General features: G+C 19.5%; 18 protein-coding genes. 6 read left to right on the top strand and 12 right to left on the bottom strand.

Features of this window, described 5'->3' with window-relative positions:
* The 9 genes from metE to hisS form a co-directional block, all read right to left on the bottom strand.
* Nucleotides 1-1,711 (bottom strand): 5-methyltetrahydropteroyltriglutamate--homocysteine S-methyltransferase (gene metE / locus GJT84_RS00200; protein WP_168866870.1); only part of this gene is annotated, 1,711 nt, incomplete at its 3' end.
* Between the two features lie 138 nt (nucleotides 1,712-1,849).
* Nucleotides 1,850-2,674, bottom strand: coding sequence for a 2,3,4,5-tetrahydropyridine-2,6-dicarboxylate N-succinyltransferase (dapD, locus tag GJT84_RS00205; protein WP_168866871.1), 825 nt, complete (start codon nucleotides 2,672-2,674; stop codon nucleotides 1,850-1,852).
* Nucleotides 2,675-2,764: 90 nt separating this feature from the next.
* Nucleotides 2,765-4,777, bottom strand: a complete 2,013-nt coding sequence (gene ligA, locus GJT84_RS00210) for an NAD-dependent DNA ligase LigA (RefSeq protein WP_211080601.1) — start codon at nucleotides 4,775-4,777, stop codon at nucleotides 2,765-2,767.
* A gap of 36 nt (nucleotides 4,778-4,813) precedes the next feature.
* A complete protein-coding gene (gene cysS / locus GJT84_RS00215) occupies nucleotides 4,814-6,244 on the bottom strand; it encodes a cysteine--tRNA ligase (protein ID WP_168866875.1) in 1,431 nt (476 codons plus the stop codon).
* A gap of 87 nt (nucleotides 6,245-6,331) precedes the next feature.
* Nucleotides 6,332-7,744 carry a replicative DNA helicase gene (dnaB, locus tag GJT84_RS00220; protein ID WP_168866876.1) on the bottom strand — a complete coding sequence of 471 codons (1,413 nt, stop codon included), beginning with the start codon at nucleotides 7,742-7,744 and terminating at the stop codon, nucleotides 6,332-6,334.
* Between the two features lie 76 nt (nucleotides 7,745-7,820).
* Nucleotides 7,821-8,795 carry a tRNA dihydrouridine(20/20a) synthase DusA gene (gene dusA, locus GJT84_RS00225; protein ID WP_168866878.1) on the bottom strand — a complete coding sequence of 325 codons (975 nt, stop codon included), beginning with the start codon at nucleotides 8,793-8,795 and terminating at the stop codon, nucleotides 7,821-7,823.
* 40 nt (nucleotides 8,796-8,835) lie between these two features.
* Nucleotides 8,836-10,209, bottom strand: a complete 1,374-nt coding sequence (gene der, locus GJT84_RS00230) for a ribosome biogenesis GTPase Der (protein WP_168866880.1) — start codon at nucleotides 10,207-10,209, stop codon at nucleotides 8,836-8,838.
* A gap of 33 nt (nucleotides 10,210-10,242) precedes the next feature.
* Complete coding sequence (locus GJT84_RS00235) at nucleotides 10,243-11,460, bottom strand: outer membrane protein assembly factor BamB family protein (RefSeq protein WP_168866882.1); 1,218 nt, start codon at nucleotides 11,458-11,460, stop codon at nucleotides 10,243-10,245.
* A gap of 143 nt (nucleotides 11,461-11,603) precedes the next feature.
* Nucleotides 11,604-12,896 (bottom strand): histidine--tRNA ligase, encoded by a 1,293-nt coding sequence (hisS, locus tag GJT84_RS00240; RefSeq protein ID WP_168866883.1) that lies wholly within the window; start codon nucleotides 12,894-12,896, stop codon nucleotides 11,604-11,606.
* 388 nt (nucleotides 12,897-13,284) lie between these two features.
* Here hisS and tadA point away from each other — a divergent pair, with 388 nt between their 5' ends.
* Genes tadA through GJT84_RS00255 form a run of 3 tightly spaced genes read left to right on the top strand, consistent with a single transcriptional unit; the run spans nucleotide 13,285 to nucleotide 15,614 of the window.
* On the top strand, nucleotides 13,285-13,749 hold the full coding sequence (tadA, locus tag GJT84_RS00245) for a tRNA adenosine(34) deaminase TadA (protein WP_343033617.1): 465 nt from the start codon (nucleotides 13,285-13,287) through the stop codon (nucleotides 13,747-13,749).
* Nucleotides 13,750-13,773: 24 nt separating this feature from the next.
* Nucleotides 13,774-15,027 carry a serine hydroxymethyltransferase gene (glyA, locus tag GJT84_RS00250; RefSeq protein WP_168867348.1) on the top strand — a complete coding sequence of 418 codons (1,254 nt, stop codon included), beginning with the start codon at nucleotides 13,774-13,776 and terminating at the stop codon, nucleotides 15,025-15,027.
* 26 nt (nucleotides 15,028-15,053) lie between these two features.
* Nucleotides 15,054-15,614 carry a DJ-1 family glyoxalase III gene (locus GJT84_RS00255; protein WP_168866885.1) on the top strand — a complete coding sequence of 187 codons (561 nt, stop codon included), beginning with the start codon at nucleotides 15,054-15,056 and terminating at the stop codon, nucleotides 15,612-15,614.
* 135 nt (nucleotides 15,615-15,749) lie between these two features.
* On the opposite strand, the gene nusB is transcribed toward GJT84_RS00255, so the two are convergent.
* Genes nusB through ribD form a run of 3 tightly spaced genes read right to left on the bottom strand, consistent with a single transcriptional unit; the run spans nucleotide 15,750 to nucleotide 17,776 of the window.
* Nucleotides 15,750-16,169, bottom strand: a complete 420-nt coding sequence (gene nusB, locus GJT84_RS00260) for a transcription antitermination factor NusB (protein ID WP_168866886.1) — start codon at nucleotides 16,167-16,169, stop codon at nucleotides 15,750-15,752.
* 2 nt (nucleotides 16,170-16,171) lie between these two features.
* Nucleotides 16,172-16,663, bottom strand: a complete 492-nt coding sequence (gene ribH, locus GJT84_RS00265) for a 6,7-dimethyl-8-ribityllumazine synthase (protein ID WP_168866888.1) — start codon at nucleotides 16,661-16,663, stop codon at nucleotides 16,172-16,174.
* A 27-nt stretch (nucleotides 16,664-16,690) separates the two neighbouring features.
* Entirely contained in the window at nucleotides 16,691-17,776 is a 1,086-nt protein-coding gene (gene ribD, locus GJT84_RS00270; RefSeq protein WP_246208497.1) for a bifunctional diaminohydroxyphosphoribosylaminopyrimidine deaminase/5-amino-6-(5-phosphoribosylamino)uracil reductase RibD, read from the bottom strand.
* A gap of 436 nt (nucleotides 17,777-18,212) precedes the next feature.
* Between ribD and leuA the strand changes: the two genes are divergently transcribed.
* The 3 genes from leuA to GJT84_RS02485 form a co-directional block, all read left to right on the top strand.
* On the top strand, nucleotides 18,213-19,760 hold the full coding sequence (leuA, locus tag GJT84_RS00275; RefSeq protein ID WP_168866889.1) for a 2-isopropylmalate synthase: 1,548 nt from the start codon (nucleotides 18,213-18,215) through the stop codon (nucleotides 19,758-19,760).
* 28 nt (nucleotides 19,761-19,788) lie between these two features.
* The gene (gene leuB / locus GJT84_RS00280) at nucleotides 19,789-20,880 is read left to right on the top strand and encodes a 3-isopropylmalate dehydrogenase (RefSeq protein WP_168866890.1); all 1,092 of its coding nucleotides are present in this window, start codon (nucleotides 19,789-19,791) and stop codon (nucleotides 20,878-20,880) included.
* Between the two features lie 9 nt (nucleotides 20,881-20,889).
* Nucleotides 20,890-21,047 (top strand): aconitase family protein (locus GJT84_RS02485; protein ID WP_343033629.1); only part of this gene is annotated, 158 nt, incomplete at its 3' end.

Genomic DNA, 21,047 nt, shown 5'->3' on the forward strand with positions numbered 1-21,047 from the left:
AAGACCAAAGTAACATTGTTATAGGACCTGTTAACATTCCTTTAACTATTTTTTTTGTTAATGACTGTGCATATTGAGACCAATATACTGTTATTGGTTTATTTCTACTAATATCTCCAATAATAATTGGAGGCTTTACACAACGAGAACCATAACTTTGTACCCAACCATTTTCAGTTATAACAAATCCATTAAGATTTTCTCCAAAATATTCAACCATATCATTTCTTTCAGGTTCACCATGTACTAATACATCTAAATCTAATTTTTCTTGAATATTAATTATATTTTTAATATGATTTTTCATATTTTTTTTATAATTATTATAATTAATATATCCTGATTTAAAATCAGATCTTAATTTTCTAATATCTAATGTTTGAGGAAATGATCCTATAGTTGTAGTTGGAATTAATGGTAATTGTAATTTTTTTTTTTGTAAAATTGATCTAGTATTATAATGTTTACGATTATTTATAATATTCTTACCAAGTAATAATATTTTTTTTTGTACTTGTACATTAGTTATTTTTTTAGAAATTTTTCTAGTATATATGAATTTACTCCATTCAACTAATTTACTAGGATCATTATTATTAATAGCTTTAACTATTAAAGATAATTCTTTACATTTTTGTATAGCAAAAGAAAACCAATTTTTAATTTTTTTATCTAATTTAAATTCTAAATTTAAATCTACTGGACTATGTATTAATGAACAGGAACTACCAATCCATAAGAATGGTCTATTATTTTTTATAATTGTTAAAATATCATACCATTTTTTTAAATCAGTTTTCCAAATATTTCTACCACTAATAATTCCAAAAGATATAGTCCATTTTTTAGAAATATTATTATTAATATATTCAATATTATCTTTTCCATTAACTAAATCTATATGTATTCCATTTATAGGTAATAATTTAATTAATTCAATATTATGAGTAATACCTCCAAAATATGTTGTTAATAATATATTAATATCATTACTAATATTATTTCTTAAAATATCATAAGTATTTTTAAATGATTGTAACCATTTTTTTGGTAATTCTAAAGCTAAAATAGGTTCATCTATTTGAACCCATTGAATATTTCTTTTTTTTATTTCTAATAATATTTCAATATAAATTGGTAAAATTTTTTTTAATAATTCTAAACGACTAAAATTATTTTTTTCTCCTTTAGTACCTAACCAAAGATATGTAAGTGGACCTATTAATACTGGTTTAATATTATTAAAATTCATTTTAATAGCTTCATCTATTTCATTTAATAATTGTTTCCAAACAAAATTAAAAGATTGATTTTTATAAAATTCAGGAACTATATAATGATAATTAGTATTAAACCATTTAGTCATTTTACTAGCATTTAATGCTTTTTTGTTATGAATAGAACCTCTACCAATATAAAACATTGTATCTATGTTTATATAATTATCTATTTTTTCTTGAAATCTTTTAGGAATATTTCCTAACATTAAACTAGTATTAAGTATATGATCATACCATGCAAAATCACCTATAGGTAATAAATCAATATTATTATCTATTTGTTTATTTAAATTAAATTTCCTAATATTATAACCAATATTAAATAATTTTTCTTTTGTTATTTGATTATTCCAATATTTTTCTTGAGCTTTTTTTAATTCACGATATGGACCAATTCTAGGAAAACCTAATGTATGACTTAATACTTTCATATTTATAAAATACCTATTTAATTATTAAAATTTATATAAATATTTATTATTTATAAGTATTAGATTTAATTAAGAATAATTTCTTTTATTTATAAATATATAAATTTATTATTTGAAATAAGTAAATATTTAGATAATTTAATTATTTTCACGCAAAAGATTATTAATTTCAATTTTACTTAAAGTTTTATAGTCTACTTTTTTAACTATTACAGCACAATATAAACTATATTTACCATTTTTAGATGGTAAATTACCAGAAACAACAACTGAACCACTAGGAACTCTACCAAAATAAATTAATCCTGTTTCTCTATCATATATTTTAGTACTTTGACCGATATATACTCCCATAGAAATTACTGAACCACTTTCAATAATAACTCCTTCAACTATTTCTGATCTAGCTCCAATAAAACAATCATCTTCTATAATTGTTGGATTAGATTGAATGGGTTCTAGAACTCCTCCTATTCCAACTCCTCCAGATATATGAACATTTTTTCCAATTTGAGCACATGATCCAATAGTTGACCAAGTATCTATCATAGTTCCTGTACCTATAAAAGATCCTATATTTATAAAAGAAGGCATTAAAATAACATTTTTATCTAAAAATGATCCATATCTTATAGTAGTAGGTGGTACAATGCGACAATTAAGTTTATTAAAATCATTTTTATTAATATAATAAAATTTAGAAGGAATTTTATCATAATAACAATTATAATTATCTCTTATAAAAAAATTATTACTAATTTTAAAATATAATAAAATAGCTTTTTTTATCCATTGATATGTTATCCATTTATTATCTATTTTTTCTGATACTCTTAATTTTCCTTTATCTAACATATCAATAACATTATTAACTGATTGAATTAATTCTTTATTTTGTAATGATTTTTCATTATTTTTATATTTAGAAAAATAATATTCTATTATATCTTTAAATTTTGTCATATTAATTTAATTATTAATTTTATTTCATGTAATTTAAGTAAGATATCATTTATTATATAAATAAACAATTTATTATATATAATACTGAAATCAATTTTTATTCATTAATTCTATTAATTTTTGTTCATTTATAATTATTATATTTAATTTTTTTACTTTAAATAATTTAGAACCGGGATTTTTCCCTATAATAATCATATCTATATTTTTAGATATATGATTATAAATTATAGCTCCTAAACTTATTAATTTTTCTATTATTTTTTGTCTATTTATTGTAGTTAATTTTCCTGTTAATACTATTTTTTTTTTATAAAAAAAATTATTAATTATATTAGTATTGTTCCAATAAATACCAATTTCATTAACTAGTTTATTAATTATATATAAGTTATTTTTATCATTAATAAATTTATATAAATTACATGCAATTTTTTTTCCTATTCCAGATATAAAACAAAAATCTTTTAAATCAGCATTTAAAAAATTATTTAAATTTTGAAAATAATTATTTAAATTATTTGCAGTAACTAAACCTACTTCACTAATTCCTAAAGAATATAAAAATCTAGTAAAAGTTGTTTTTTTTGATATTTCTAATGCGCTTAATATTTTTAAAATAGATTTAGTACCTAAATAAGGAATTTTATTTAAAGTATTTATATTTAAATTAAATAAATCTATAGAATTTTTTACTAAATTAATATCAACTAATTTATTAATAAGTTGATTACCTATATAATTAATATTCATTGCATCACGTGATATAAAATGTTTTAAATATCCTTTTAGTTGAGATTTGCAATTTAAACCAGATGAACAATAAAATATTGATTTATTATAACTTTTTTTTTTAAGAATAGATTTACAATCTGGACATGTTTTAGGAAAAATAATATTAGTTGTAATATTATTTTTTCTTTCTGTTTTTATAACATTAATTATTTTTGGTATAACATCACCACAACGTTGTACTACAATTACATCACCTATTTTTAAATTTAATTTTTTAATTTCATTAAAATTATATAAACTAGCATTACTAATATTTACTCCATCTATTTTAATAGTTTTAAATTTTCCTACAGGAGTAATTAATCCTGTTCGTCCTATTTGAAAAATAATATTTTTTAAAATTGTTATTTTTTCTTGTGGTGGAAATTTATATGCAATAGCCCATTTAGGAGCATGTGATGTAGAACCTAATAATTTTTGTATTTTAAAATTATCTATTTTAATAACAATACCATCAATATTATATGAAAAATTATTTCTTATTTTTTTTATTTTTTCATAAAAAAAAGAAATTTCTTTTAAAGAAGTACAGAGTACTGTATGTTTAGAAACTGGTAAACCATAATTTTTAAGTCGTTTTAATGTTTTAATATGACTATATAATTTGTTTTTATTTTTTATAAAACCTATACCATAACTAAAAAAATTTAATAATTTATAATTAATATCATTATAAATATTTTTTAATCGTAAAAAACTTAAGGCTGAACTACGAGTATTAGCAAATTGTTTATTTAAAATATTTTTTTTATTTAATATATTTAAGTTTTTTTTAGTCATAAATATTTCTCCTCTAACTTCTAATATAGGAGGAAAATTATTTCCTTGTAATTTATGAGGAATATCATCTACATATAATATATTATTAATTATATTTTCTCCTATCATTCCATTTCCTCTAGTAGAGGCTTGTATTAATTGACCATTTTTATATAATAAACTTGTTGCTATTCCATCAAATTTTAATTCACAACAAAAATTGTTATTATTTTTATTTAAAAAATTTTTTATAGGATTAAAAAATTTTAAAAATAAATCTTTTTCATTAAAAACATTATTTAATGATAACATCGGAATAATATGGTTTATTTTTTTTATATTTTGTAAAGAAATACCTCCTACAGATTTAGTCGGAGAATTATTTGTTATTAAATGAGGAAATAACTTTTCTAAATATTTTAATTTATATAATAGTTCATCATATTTATAATCCGGTATTTCTGGGTTATTTAATACATGATATTTATAATTATGATAATGTATTTTATTACGTAATTCTGTAATTTCTTCTTTTAATGATTTTTTCATAAAATTATTCATATAAAATATATATATTTAAAAATATTATTTAGTTTTCTTTTTCCATATAGTTCCAAATTGTGAATCTTCTAGTAAAATATTTTGATTATTTAATAAATTTCGAATATCATCTGCTTTTATCCAACATTTATTTTTACGAGCATTATTTCGTATTTTAATTAATTTTTCAATTTGATATTTATTAAAATAATATGAATTATTATTATTATTCTTAAAATAATTTTTAGGATTATAAAAAAGAATTCCTAAAATATTTCCTAAATCTTTTAATTTTAATATTAAATTATTAGCATATAAAAATTTTTTTTTATTATTTAAAATATTAATTTGATATGACATATTGAATAATATACTATAAACTTTTGGAGTATTAAAATCATCATTCATTGCTTCATAAAATTTTTTTTCAAAAAAAATATTTTGTTTATCTTTTTTATAATTTTGATATTCTATATTTTTTTTAAGTAAAATATCATTTATATAATATATTGATGTATATAATCTTTTTATAGAAGCTTCAGATTGTTTTAAAATATTTTCATTATAAATAATTGGACTTCTATAATGTGTAGAAGTAAAAAAATATCGAATAACTTCATTATTATATTTAGATAAAATATCTCTCAATTTTAAAGAATTATGTAATGATTTAGACATTTTTTTATTATTTATCATAACCATTCCACTATGAATCCAATAATTAACATGAAATGATTTATCAAAACAATATGATTGAGCTATTTCATTTTCATGATGAGGAAAAATTAAATCATTACCACCACCATGTATATCAAAACAATTACCAAAATATTTATGACTCATAGCTGAACATTCTATATGCCATCCAGGCCTTCCATAACCCCAAGGAGATGACCATCCAATTTGTTTTTTTTTAGATATTTTCCATAAAACAAAATCTATATAATTTTTTTTAATAGAAAAATGTATTTTTTTATTTTGTAATTTTAATTTATTTAAATTTTGTCGAGATAATTGACCATAATGTAAATAACTTTTAATAGAAAACATTACATCTCCATTATTAGCAATATATGCATAATTATTTTTAATTAAATTTTTAATTATTATAATAATTTCATTAATATGATCAGTTACTCTAGGTTCTATATCTGGATTTAAAAGATTAAGGCTTTTAAAATCTAATTGCATTTCAGAAATCATTTTATCTGTAATATATTTAATATTTATATTTTTTTCATTTGCTAAATTTATTATTTTATCATCAATATCAGTAATATTTCTTATATATTCTACTTTATAACCTAAATTTTTTAAATATCTTATAATTAAATCAAAAATTACAAAAGTCCTTCCATGTCCAATGTGACATAAATCATATGTTGTAACCCCACAGACATAAATTTTAACTTTATTTTTATGAATTGGTTTAAATATTTCTTTTTGTTTACTTAAAGTATTAAAAATTTTTAACATTGATAATTTCACTATAATTTTATAAAAATTAATTTTAATTAATAATTAACTTGTAAAAATTAATTATTTTAACTGATTAATTAATAATTAATCAATATTAGAATTACTATAATAATTTGAATAATTATCAAATCGAGCTATTTTATTATTAAATGTTAATCTTATAGTACCAATTGGACCATTACGTTGTTTTCCTATAATTATTTCTGCAATACCTTGTAAATTACTATGTTCATTATATACTTCATCTCTATAAATAAACATTATTAAATCAGCATCTTGTTCTATAGATCCAGATTCTCTTAAATCAGAATTCATTGGACGTTTATCAGATCTTTGTTCTAAAGATCTATTTAATTGAGATAAAGCTAATACAGGTACATGTAATTCTTTTGCTAATGCTTTTAATGAACGTGATATTTCAGCAATTTCTAATGTTCTATTAAAAGATAATGAAGGGACTCTCATTAATTGTAAATAATCAACCATAATTAAACTTAAGCCACTATGTTCTCTAAAAATTCTACGAGATCTTAATCTAACTTCAGTAGGAGTAAGTTCGGAAGAATCATCAATATATATATTTTTTTTCTTTAATAAAAGACCCATTGTATTTGAAATTTTTTCCCAATCATTGTCATTTAATTGCCCTGTACGAATACGTGTTTGATCAACTCTAGAAAGAGAAGCTAACATACGCATCATAATTTGTTCACATGGCATTTCTAAACTAAATATAAGTACAGGTTTATCTTGTGATATAGCTGCATTTTCACAAATATTCATTGCAAAAGTTGTTTTTCCCATTGAAGGTCGAGCAGCAATAATAATTAAATCAGATTTTTGTAATCCTGCTGTTTTTTTATTTAATGCATGATATCCAGTATCTATTCCAGTAACACCATGTTTTGTCGATTTATAAAAAGATTCAATTTTAGAAATTGTTACTTCTAAAATTTCATCTACTCCTTTAGGTTTGGTATCTTTATTTATACGTTTTTCTGCTATTTGAAAAATACGAGATTCAGCTAAATTTATTAATTCTTCACTCTTTCTTCCATTAGGATAATATCCAGCTTCAGCAATTTCATTCGCAGCTAATATCATTTCTCTAATAATAGCTCTTTCTCTTACAATATCAATATATGCATAAATGTTAGATACACTTGGAATATTTTTTGATAATTCAGCTAAATATGCAAATCCTCCTACATCATTTAATTTACTTTTATTTTCTAAAGATTCTGATAGAGTAATTAAATCAATTGGTTTTCCAGTATCTGTTAACATTTGCATTTCACTAAAAATAATTCTATGAGCAAATGTAAAAAAATCTTGTACTATAATTTTTTCTATAACATTTTCCCAACGATTATTATCTAACATTAACCCTCCTAGGATAGATTGTTCTGCTTCTAATGAATGAGGAGGTAATTTAATTCCTTCTATATCAAAATCTTTTCTAAATCTAGATCTTTTTATTATATTATTTACTATCATAAATTAACATTTATAAGGTATGAATATTGATATAATATTAATTATATAAAATTATATTTTAATAATTATTATAATTTTATATATCTTTTATATAAGATAATGCTTTATTTAATACTTGAATACTACTATTATTTAAATAATTATTTTTATTATTAATATATTTTTTAAAATTTACAGAACCATTTATTCCATTAAAAAAATTTAACATAGAAGAAATAATTATTTTTAAATGTATACCTTTTTTTAATTCCCTTTCTATATAAGAATACATAGATTTTATAATTATTATAGGAGTCTGTAAAATATATTTTTGATAAAAAATTTTTTGATCAATTTGCATTAAAAATTTGGGATCGTTAAAAATTTTTCTACCCATCATGACTCCATCTACATATTTTAAATGATTAATTACTTCTTTAAAACTTTTAATTCCTCCATTTATTGATATTTTAATATTTGGAAAATCTTTTTTAATTTCATATATAACTTTATAATTTAAATGAGGATTATTAAGATTATAATTAGTATTAATTTTATTAAACAGTAATGCTTTACGAGCATGAATAATAAACATATTACAACCACTAATAGATAATTTATCTATAAATTTATATAAAAAAGTATAACTATCATCATTATTTATACCAATACGAGTTTTTATTGTAATTGGTATTGAAACACTATCACTCATTGATTTGATACAATCAGAAAGAATATTATATTGTTTCATTAAACATGCTCCAAAATTACCTTTTTGAGATTTAATTGAAGGACAACCTACATTTAAATTAATTTCTTTATATCCTAATTTTTCTGCTTGTTTTGCACATAAAGCTAATATTTTAGGGTTATTACCTGCTAATTGTAACGCAATATTATTTCCATAATTATCTAATAAAATTGATTTATTATTAATAATAGCGTTAGAATGTATCATTTCAGTATATAACAAAGTATGTTTAGTTAGTTTTCTATAAAAATAACGACAATATTTATCAGTTTTTTTTAACATAGGAGCAACTGAAAATTTATAATAAGGAATTTTATTCATTTTATGAAATTTAATAAATTAAGTAATAATTATTATATATTTAAGTAATATAAGGATTTTTATTTTCTTTAAATTTTAAAAAAATAGGAATACCAAAAAAATTTAATTTTTTATATAAAAAATTTGATAAATAACGTTTATAATTATTTTCTAATTTTTTTACTTGATTTCCATGGATAATTAAAGTTAATGGATTATATTTACCTACATGTATATATTTTAATTTTATACGATGATTATTAATCATAGGTGGTGGAAAATTATTAATTGCTAAATACATAATCTTCATTAATTTTGAAGTATTAATTTTTTGGTTAGTTAAATTATATATTTTAAATAATAATTTAAATAATTTTTTTAAACCTAAACCATATTTAGCTGATATAAATATCATAGGTATGAATGGAAATTTTACTTTAATTATTTCTTTTATTTGTTTTATATTTTTAAATTGAATTTTATCATATTTATTAATTACTAGAATAATAGGTTTTCCTTGATTAATAATATAATTTATTATAGACATATCTTGATGAGAAAATATTTCTTTCGATCCATCAATAATAAATAAAATTATTTTAGATTTTTTTATAGATAAAAAAGAATCTTTAATTATATTTTTTTCTATATTTTTAATTTTATTTTTTTTTTTTATTCCCGCAGTATCAATAAGAATTAAATTATTAAAATATTTTTTTGTTATTTTATTCATATTTTCTATTGGTATAAAAATACTGTCCCTAGTTGTTCCCGCGATATTATTTACAATCATTCTATCTTCTTCAAGAATATTATTAATTAAAGTAGATTTACCAGCATTAGGAGTTCCTATAATTGCTAATTTTATACTATTATTTTCAATAGAATTATTATATTTAAAATTTTTAATTTTAATTAAATTTTTTTTTCGAAAAATATTTTTTATATAAGGTAATAATAATAATAATAATTTATTAATATGATGAACATCAATAATATTAATATTATATATTTTATAACCTAAAGAATAAAATTCTTTTTCACAATAATTATTATTTCTATTTAAAATAATTATAATATTTTTTTTATATGGTCTGATTTTATCTATAATTTCATAATCTATATTTGTTAAATATAATCCTTTTATTATAAATAAAATTAAATCTGATTCTTTAATAGCTTTAAAAGTTTGTTTATTTACTAAAGAATTATTTAATTCTATTTTATTTTTAGCATTATTATCACTAATTATACTACCCGTATCAATACAAATAAATTGATATTTATGTATTTTAACATATCCATAATTTCTATCTCTTGTAAATCCAGGAATATTATTAACTAATGCTTTATTAGTTTTAGTTAATAAATTATATAAGGTAGATTTTCCTGAATTTGGAGAACCTATTATAGTAACTATAGGATAATTTAACATTATTTGAATCTCATATATAATAAAATTAATAATTTATAATTTAAATACATAGATATTACCACTACGAGTTTGTAATATTAATTTATTATTTACTAATAATGATGATTGTATTTTATCATTAAATTTTTTAATTAATGTATTACCAATAATATTACCATTATGAAAATTTAACCAATAAATTTTACCACATTTATCTATAATAATAATATTATTTTTATAATAAATTGGAGTTATAGTTTCTTTATTTATAAATTTATTTTGTGACCAAATAATATTTCCTTTATTAATGTCTAATGATAAAAGTTTATTATTTATATCAAAAATATAAATTCTATTATTTTTAATAATAAAATCACTAGATACTTTATATGATTTTTTCCAAATAATATCCCCATTAGAAAGATCTAATGCATGAAAATTACCATTATAAGAAGCGACATAAATTATTCCATTTAAAATTATTGGTTGTGCATCAATATCATTAAAATCTAATATATGAAAAAAATTAGGAAATTTTGTTAAATCTTTTTGCCAAACCATAAAACCATTATTTAATATACGAGAACTAATAATACCATTATCACTACCAGTAATAACATTATTAAAAAATATTGTTGGTTTTGATGTTCCTCTAAATGAATATGATTCTAAAGGACCTAAATTTACTGTCCATAAAATATGACCGTTATTTTTATTTAAACCTTGTAAAATATTATTATTATTATGTACAATTAAAAAATTATTTGAAATAACTGGATCAGATAATACTTCACTAAAAACAGATGTTTCCCATATTTTATTTCCATTTTTAATATTTAAAGCAATAATTTTACCTTTTTCACTTCCTAAATATAAATAATTATTTGATATAACAGGACCACTAGATAATTCTTCAGATAAACAATATGTAAATATACAAAAATTTTTTTTAGCAAGATTTATGTTCCATATTATCTTTCCATTATTAATATCAATACATTTTACTATACCATCTCTATGAGCAATATATAATAGCTTATTTTTATATGCTATATGTAATTTAGAAAAATTATCATTTGATTTTTTAATAACTTTACTAAACCAGATTAGTTGAGGATTTATTTGGTTTTTATTTAAAACTTTTAAAGTAGTTTTATATTTTTTAAGTAATTTATTTTGACTTAAATAATAATAACTATTATAGTTTGAACAACTAGTAAACATAAAAGAACAAAAAATAAAAAAAATTAATATTAATTTTTGTAAATTCATTATTTCCTCTTTAATTATATTAAATATTTATTTTATTAAATAAAATTTTTTCATATTAATAAAATTATTTAAAAATTATATTAATTATAATTATATAGATTAAAATATTTAAAATTATTAAAAATAAGATTTAATAAATAAAATTATGTTTTAAAATTTAATATTTTTACTAATTCAGATATTAACTCTTTTTCAAAAAAAGTTATTTGTTTATTTAAAAATAAATCTTTTATTGTTAATTGTTTATTACTTATTTCTTTTTCTCCTATAATTAAAAGAAAACGAACTTTTTGTTTTATTGCTTGAATAATTTGTTTTTTTAAATTACTAAAATAATAACTAATAACTATTTTTAATAAAGGAAATTTTTTTCTAATTATTTCACTAATAAAAATAGTTTTATATAAAGCTGAACTATTATTCATAGGTACAAGATAAATATCTATTAAATAATCAATTTTTAGTTTTATTCTATTGAGATTTTTTATTAATAAAATTAAACGTTCTACTCCAATAGCACATCCCATACCACTAATATTAATTTTATTACTTAATTTTTCTACTAATTTATCATATCTACCTCCACCACAAATAGTTTTATGAGATCCTATCTTATTAGTAATCCATTCAAATACAATATCATTATAATAATCCAATCCTCTAACTAAACGATAATTTATAGAAAAATTAATTTTTAATAAATTTAGTATATCACATAATTTATTCAATTTAACTATGCAATTCTTACTAAGAAAATCTTTTAATTGAGGAGCTTTATTTAATAATTCTTGAATATTAGGATTTTTACTATCTAATATTCTTAAAGGATTTTTATATATTCTTTTTTTGCAATCATCGTCTAATAAGTGGAAATATTTTTCTAAAAATAAAATAAGTTTTTTAACATATTGTTTTCTATTTTCAGCAGATCCAATAGAATTAATTTCTAAGTAAACATCATCTATGATGTTTAATTCTTTCCAAAAATGATATGTCATTATAATTATTTCAGAATCTATATAAGGTGATTCTAATCCTAATGTTTCAATACCAATTTGATTAAATTGTCTATATCTTCCTTTCTGTGGACGTTCATAACGAAACATTGGTCCATTATACCATAATCTATTATTTAAAGAAGTAAAAATATTATGTTCAACTATTGCTCTAATACAACCTGCAGTTCCTTCTGGCCTTAAAGTAAGATTTTCTCCATTTCTATCGTTTAAATTATACATTTCTTTTTCTACAATATCTGTAATTTCACCTATTGCTTTTTTAAATAAAATACTTTTTTCTAAAATAGGAATCTTAATTTCTTTATAACCATGATTTTTTAATATTTTTTTAATAATATTTTCAATATATTCCCATAATAAAGTATCTGGGAAAAAATAATCATGCATCCCATGAACTGCAGTAATATTTTTAATCATATATACATATCTCTTATTTAATTAATAATTTTATTCATATAATATTTTATTTATCATTTAAAATATTAAACTAAAATTGATTTTTTATTTCAACTATGTTATATGTGTTAATAAAATTTTATTTTTTATTTATTTTAAATAATATTTTATGATAAAAAATTTTATTTATAAATAAATAAAATACTTATTTTATAAATATAAATTTAATTTATTTAAATAAAAAATTTATTAATATATTTATTTAAAATATTATATTTAATTTTATTAAATTTACCTTTCATAAAAAATTTTTATTCAAAATATAAATAATTTATTATTTTAATATATTATTTATTATCTTAATATAATTAAAAAATTATTTATAAATTAATAAAAAGGTTATAATATTTTGATAAAAGATGATATTTATTGGATGAATTACGCTTTAAATTTAGCTAAATTAGCAATTCAATCAGGTGAAATACCAGTAGGTGCTGTAATTATAAAAAATAATAAAATTATTTCAGAAGCTAAAAATAATTCTATTAAAAATAATGATCCTACAGGACATGCTGAAATAATAGCATTAAGAAAAGCTGGTAAATATTTAAAAAATTATAGATTATTAAATACAACTATGTATGTAACATTAGAACCTTGTATAATGTGTTCTGGTGCAATTATTATTAGTAGAATTAATCGTTTAGTATATAGTATTAGTAATAATAAATATTATAAAATAGGATCTTTTATAGATTTATTAGGAATTTATAATATAAATTATTGCATAAAAATTAATTCTGGAATATTAGTTAAAGAATGTACGAGTCTTATTAAAGATTTTTTTTCTTCAAAAAGAAAAAAAAATAATTAATATAATTAATTTTAGAGGGAATTAATTTTGAATCAAATTAAAAATTACTCAAATTATGATATGGAAATATGGCAATTAATTCAAAAAGAAATTAAACGTCAAGAAGAACATATAGAATTAATTGCATCTGAAAATTATGCTTCAAATTATGTTATGTATGTTCAAGGTTCTCAATTAACTAATAAATATGCAGAAGGTTATCCTAAAAAAAGATATTATGGTGGATGTAAATACATTGATAAAATAGAAAAAATAGCTATAAATAGAGCTAAAAAATTATTTAATGCAAATTATGCTAATGTACAACCACATTCAGGATCACAAGCTAATTTTGCTGTTTATTCTGCATTATTAAATCCTGGAGATAAAATAATGGGTTTAGAAAATTCTCATGGAGGTCATTTAACTCATGGTTCTATAGTTAATTTTTCAGGAAAATTTTATAAAAATATCCCTTATAAAATTAATAATAAAGGTATTATTGATTATGATAATTTATTAAAATTAGCGGAAATTCATAAACCTAAAATGATTATTGGTGGTTTTTCATCTTATTCTGGAATATGTGATTGGAAAAAAATGAGAGAAATAGCTGATATTATAAAATCATATTTACTTGTTGATATGGCTCATATTGCAGGATTAGTAGCTACTGGATTATATCCAAACCCAGTACCATATGCTCATGTAGTTACTACTACAACACATAAAACTTTAGCAGGACCACGAGGAGGATTAATTTTAGCTTCAGAAAATATTAATAATCTTTTTAATAAATTAGATGCTTCTGTATTTCCAGGAAGTCAAGGTGGTCCTTTAATGCATATTATTGCAGCTAAAGCTGTAGCTTTAAAAGAAGCTTCAGAACCAAAATTTTTAATATATCAAAAACAAGTTTTAAAAAATGCTAAATTAATGGTTTCTATATTAAAAAAACGTAATTATAAAATTATTTCAGATAATACACATAATCATTTATTTTTATTAGACTTGTCTAAGATGAATATAAATGGTATACAAGCAGAAAAATTATTAAGTAAATATAACATTATTGTAAATAAAAATAGTATTCCAAATGACTTAAAACCTCCTTTAATAACTTCAGGAATAAGAATTGGTACTCCTGCAATTACTAGAAGAGGATTTAAAGAATATGAAGTATCATTAATATCAAATTTTATAGCAGATATTCTTGATAAAAAAAATAAAAATATTTCATATATTAAAGAAAAAATATCAGAAATATGTATAAAGTTTCCTGTATATCCTATTAATTAAATAAAATATTTTCAAAAAGGCCTAAAATGTCAAAATGTTATTCTATTTTAATTTGTATTACAGATGGTATAGAAGAAATAGAAACTGTTTCATCTATTGATATTTTAAATAGAAGTAATATAAATGTTACTTTAGTAAGTACAACTGATAATTATAAAGTATCATGTGCTCATGGTACAAATTTAATTTGTGATATTCTTTTAAAAGATCTATCAAATAATGATGATTGTATTGCTATGATTATACCAGGAGGAATGAAAGCAGCTAAACATTTTAAATCTAATAAATTATTATTAGAATATATTTATAAATTTAAATCTTCTCAAAGAATTATAGGAGCAATTTGTGCTACTCCTGCTATTATGCTTATATCAAATAATATTTTTCCTCAAGCAAAAATGACCGGATATTTAGGATTTAAAAATCTCATTCCCTCTAAACAATGGTCAAATAATCCAGTATATTGGGATGATAAATTTAAATTATTAACTGCTCAAAGTGTTAAATATTCTATTGAATTTAATTTAAAATTAATTAGTATTATTTTAGGAGAAAAAATTTCAAAAAAAATTGCATCTGAATTATAAATTATTAAATAAAAAAATTATACAATTAATAATTTTTTATAAAAATTATAAAGTATGTATTTAATTTTTTAATAAATTTTATTAATACTTTAATAAGAACTTTTATGTTATATTTATATAAAAATATATAATATCTTAGGTTCTAATTTTTGTAACTATTTTATCTAAAACACCATTTATAAATTTATAACTATTATCTACACCTCCAAAACATTTTGCTAAACAAATACCTTCATTAATAATTACTTTATAAGGAACATCTAATCGATTAATTAATTCATATAATGAAATTCTTAAAATCGCTTTTTCAATTTGACCTAATTCAAATAATTGACGTGATAAAAAAGGTTTCATGATATTATCTAAATATGTACTATTTATTATTACTCCATTTATTAATTCATTAAAATAATTTATATCAATAGTTTTAACGTCTTTTATAGATTCGTTTAAAAAATAATATTGGATATCACTAAAAGTATTTTTAGATATTTGCCAAGAATAAATTGCTTGTAAAGCATACTTACGAGCTTGATATCTATCTGTAAATTTCACTACTATACTTCCTTTTTTATATTTAAAGACTTAATTTTTTTAAATACATTTATCATTTCTAATAATGTTAAAGCAGCTTCAGTTCCTCTATTTCCTATTTTACTACCAGATCGTTCTATTGCTTGTTTTATATTATTTGTAGTCAATATACTAAATGCAATTGGTATCTGATTTTTTACAGATAAATTTAATAATTGAAAACATATAGATTGAGATAAATATTTAAAATGTAAAGTATCTCCTTTAATAATTGTTCCTATTGTTAAAATTCCATCATAAAAATTTTTTTTAATTATTAATTTAGTTGTTAATGGTAATTCATAAGATCCTGGAATCCATATTATAGTTATATTGTTTTTTTTTACCATTCCTATTCTTTGAAAAGTATCAATAGCAGAATTTAATAAATTTTTATTAATAAATTCATTAAATCTTGCTACAATAATTGCTATAGATATTTCTGGTGCTATTATAGTTTCATTAATTATTTTCATAATAACTTTTTAAAAAGAAAATTAAATTTATAAAGGTTTTAATTTTAATCTTAAATCTTTTCCTATTTTTTTTATATTAGTAAAATTAAATTTTAGTACATCATTCATATTAAAAAATTCATTAAAATTACAAAAATTTAATGCAATATTACCTAATAATTTAGGTGATAAATAGACTATTAGTTCATCAACTAATTTATTTTTTAATAAAGATCCCGTTAATATACTTCCAGCTTCTATAAGAATATTATTTATACCTTTTGTTCCTAATTTTTTAAATAAATAGTGTAGATTTAATAAACCATTTTTTTCTGGAATGATTATTTGTTCAACATAATAAGGCCATTTTTCAAATGTATATTTTAATCTAATTAATAATATTTTTCCTGGAAATAATATTAATTTATCAGTAGGTTTTATTAAATTACGTCTATCTAAAATAATTCTTATTGGTTGTCGTAATAAATTTCTAGGATATATTTTCTTTATATAATAATTTAATTCATCCCAACGAACTAATAAAATAGCATTATCTTTTAAAATTGTATTACTTGTGCTTAAAATAGCAGAACTTTTAGCTCTAAGTTTTTGAACATCTTTTCTAGATTCTATAGAAGATATCCATTTACTTATACCATTATAAAGGCCTATTTTACCATCTAAAGATATTGCTAATTTTAATTGTATATAAGGAAAACCTGTACGCATTCTTTTAAAAAATCCTAAATTTAATTTTTCAGCTTTTTTAGATAAAAAATTAGATTTGATTTTTATTCCAAATTTTTTTAATAATTTTAATCCACATCCATTTATTTTAGGATTAGGATCTTTATTTGCTATAATAACACGTTTAACTTTAGCTTTTATTAAAGCATTACAACAAGGAGGAGTTAAATTAGAATAATTACATGGTTCTAGTGTTATATAAACAGTAGAATTTTTTGCAAGTTTTCCTGCCATATTTAAAGCATTAATTTCTGCATGATGTTGTCCAGATTTTAAATGATATCCAGTACCAACAATTTTATTATTATTAACTATTACACAACCTACATTAGGATTAGGAGTAGTTGTAAAAACACCTAATTTTGCTAATGTAATTGCATATTTCATATATACTTTATCCATTATTATAATATTCACTTTATAAAATATTTATAAAATAATATTTAAATTTTTTATAGAAAGTAAAGTTTAATATATAAATATATTAAATATTTTTAAAATTAATTATAAAATTATTAAAATTTTTTTTTAATATTTAATAAATTTGAAAATTCTAGTTACTAACTATATTAATAGTATAATTCAAAATTATTTAAAATTAATATTTATTATATAACTTTTTTAAATTATAAAATATATTTTTAATAATATTAATACATTTACAATTACTAATTATATAATTTATATATTCAATATAAATATTTAATTTTCTAATAAAAAATTAAAACTCTTGTGAAATTTTTAATTAAATTATATATCTGATATTAAAGAAAATTAATAATATATTTAACTAAAGTTTTTATTAAAAGAGATTAATATTTTTATGAAAGAAAAAATTATTATTTTTGATACAACACTAAGAGATGGAGAACAATCTTTAAAAACAAGTTTAAATACTAAAGAAAAAGTAGAAATAGCTTTAGCATTGGAATCAATGGGTATTGATATAATAGAAGTTGGATTTCCAATTTCTTCTCCCGGAGATTTTAAATCTTTTCAAACAATAGCAAAAATTATAAAAAATAGTAAAATATGTGGTTTAGCTAGATGTAAAGAAAAAGATATTGATATAGCTTATGAAGCTTTAAAAATTTCTTCTAATTTTAGAATTCATATTTTTTTAGCAACTTCTCCAATACATATTATTACAAAATTAAAAAGTACTTTAAATAAAGTAATTGAACGTATTATTTTTATGATAAAATATGCTAGAAAATATACTGATGATATTGAATTTTCTTGTGAAGATGCTGGTAGAACACCCATAGATGATTTATGTTTAGTTGTTCAATCTGCTATAAAGGCAGGAGCAACTACAATTAATATACCTGATACAGTAGGTTATACTTTTCCTAATGAATACAGTAATTTAATTTATACTTTAAAAAATAAAGTATCTAATATTGATAAATGTATTATATCTGTACATACACATAATGATTTAGGTATGGCAGTAGGAAATGCTATTACTGCTATTAATGCAGGAGCTAGACAAATAGAAGGTACGATTAATGGCATAGGAGAAAGAGCTGGAAATTGTGCTTTAGAAGAAGTAATAATGGCATTATATACTCATAAAAAAGATATAAATTTTTTTACTAATATTAATTATAATAATATATATTATACAAGCAATATTGTTAGTGAAATATGTAATATTCCTATAGCTATTAACAAAGCTATTGTAGGTAAAAATGCTTTTTCCCATTCTTCAGGAATTCATCAAGATGGAATAATAAAAAATAAATATACTTATGAAATTTTAAATCCTAAAATTATAGGTTTAACTAAAACAGAACTTAATCTTACTTCAAAATCAGGAAGAGCTGCTATAAAATATCATATGCAATTAATGGGATATAAAGATAATGATTATGATATAAATAAATTATATAATAATTTTATTATATTAGCAGAAAAAAAAGGACGAATATTTAATTATGATTTAGAATCTTTAGCATTTAATAGTGAATTTGAAAATACAACCAAATATTATTCTTTACAATATTTTACTATTCAGTCTACATATAATTTAATTTCAACTATAAATTTAAAATTAAAATGTGGTAATTTAATAATATTAGAATCAGCAATAGGTACAAATCATATAAATACAATTTGTAAAGTTATAAATAAAATTACAAATTATAATTTTTATATTATTAAATATAAATTTAATACTAAAAATTATAATAAAAAAATTATTCATAAAGTTAATATACAAATTTCTTATAAGAAAAAAATATTTAATGGAATAGAATTTTCTAAAGATATAATGAAAGCTTCAGTTAATGCTATAATTAATATTATTAATAGTATATGGAGATTTAATCAAGTTAAAAAAAATATATTAAAAATAAATACTAAATAAACTTTACTATTTTTTGGATAAAATTATTATGTCTAATGTATTTAAAATTGCAATTTTACCTGGAGATGGTATAGGTCCTGAAATAATGAATCAAGCAATTAAAGTATTAAATAAAGTAAAATATTATCTGAATATAAATATTATTACTAATGAATATTTAGTTGGAGGATCTGCTATTGATACATATGGTGAAGCTTTACCTAAAAAAACATTATTGGGTTGTGAAGAATCTAATGCAATATTATTTGGATCAGTTGGAGGGCCTAAATGGGATTATTTACCATTAAATAAAAGACCTGAAAAAAATTCTTTATTAAAATTAAGAAAACATTTTAACCTTTTTATAAATTTACGACCTGCATATATTTATAAAAATTTATATATGTTAAGTCCTTTAAAAAAAAATATTCTTGATAAAGGATTTAATATTCTTTGTATAAGAGAATTAACAGGAGGAATATATTTTGGTAATCCAAATGGAAGAAAAGGAACTGGAATAAATGAATATGCATTTGATACAGAAATATATTATAGATTTGAAATAGAAAGAATAGCTCATATGGCTTTTAATTTTGCTTTACAAAGAAATAAAACAATATGTTCAATTGATAAAGCTAATGTATTAAATACATCTATTATGTGGCGTGAAATTTTAAAAAATTTATCTCATAAATATTCACAAGTTAAATTAAATTTTATGTATATTGATAATGCTGTTATGCAATTAATGAAAAATCCATCTCAATTTGATGTAATTTTATCTACTAATTTATTTGGAGATATTATTTCTGATCAATGTGCTATGATTACAGGATCTATTGGTAATTTACCTTCTGCTAGTTTAAATAATAAATTTTTTGGTTTATATGAACCAGCTGGAGGTTCAGCGCCAGATATTGCAGGAAAAAATATTGCTAATCCTATTGCTCAAATTTTATCATTATCTATGTTAATAGAATATAGTTTAAAAAATAAAAATATTTCTAAAAAAATAGAAAATGCAATTGAACAAGTTTTAAATTTAGGATATAGAACTAAAGATTTATTTACTAATCAATCAAATGAAATAATAGTAACAACAGAAGATATGGGAACATTAATTACTGAATATATAACATAGGAAAATATTATGGGAAAAACATTATATGAAAAAATATATGATCGCCATGTTATTTGTAAATTAAAAAATAATACAACAATATTATATATTGATAGACATTTTATTCATGAGGTAACTTCACCACAAGCTTTTGAAGCATTACGTAATAAAAAAAGAATAGTTTATAG

Origin of the sequence: Enterobacteriaceae endosymbiont of Plateumaris sericea (assembly GCF_012562605.1) — a bacterium.
In the GTDB taxonomy this organism is placed as follows: Bacteria; Pseudomonadota; Gammaproteobacteria; order Enterobacterales; family Enterobacteriaceae.

What these genes read in the sequence shown, in the direction of transcription:
- dapD (WP_168866871.1), bottom strand. Translation starts at nt 2,674, where the DNA reads ATGACAAAATTTAAAGATATAATAGAATATTATTTTTCTAAATATAAA.
- ligA (WP_211080601.1), bottom strand. Translation starts at nt 4,777, where the DNA reads ATGAAAAAATCATTAAAAGAAGAAATTACAGAATTACGTAATAAAATA.
- cysS (WP_168866875.1), bottom strand. Translation starts at nt 6,244, where the DNA reads ATGTTAAAAATTTTTAATACTTTAAGTAAACAAAAAGAAATATTTAAA.
- dnaB (WP_168866876.1), bottom strand. Translation starts at nt 7,744, where the DNA reads ATGATAGTAAATAATATAATAAAAAGATCTAGATTTAGAAAAGATTTT.
- dusA (WP_168866878.1), bottom strand. Translation starts at nt 8,795, where the DNA reads ATGAATAAAATTCCTTATTATAAATTTTCAGTTGCTCCTATGTTAAAA.
- der (WP_168866880.1), bottom strand. Translation starts at nt 10,209, where the DNA reads ATGTTAAATTATCCTATAGTTACTATAATAGGTTCTCCAAATTCAGGA.
- GJT84_RS00235 (WP_168866882.1), bottom strand. Translation starts at nt 11,460, where the DNA reads ATGAATTTACAAAAATTAATATTAATTTTTTTTATTTTTTGTTCTTTT.
- hisS (WP_168866883.1), bottom strand. Translation starts at nt 12,896, where the DNA reads ATGATTAAAAATATTACTGCAGTTCATGGGATGCATGATTATTTTTTC.
- GJT84_RS00255 (WP_168866885.1), top strand. Translation starts at nt 15,054, where the DNA reads ATGTCAAAATGTTATTCTATTTTAATTTGTATTACAGATGGTATAGAA.
- ribH (WP_168866888.1), bottom strand. Translation starts at nt 16,663, where the DNA reads ATGAAAATAATTAATGAAACTATAATAGCACCAGAAATATCTATAGCA.
- ribD (WP_246208497.1), bottom strand. Translation starts at nt 17,776, where the DNA reads ATGAAATATGCAATTACATTAGCAAAATTAGGTGTTTTTACAACTACT.
- leuA (WP_168866889.1), top strand. Translation starts at nt 18,213, where the DNA reads ATGAAAGAAAAAATTATTATTTTTGATACAACACTAAGAGATGGAGAA.
- leuB (WP_168866890.1), top strand. Translation starts at nt 19,789, where the DNA reads ATGTCTAATGTATTTAAAATTGCAATTTTACCTGGAGATGGTATAGGT.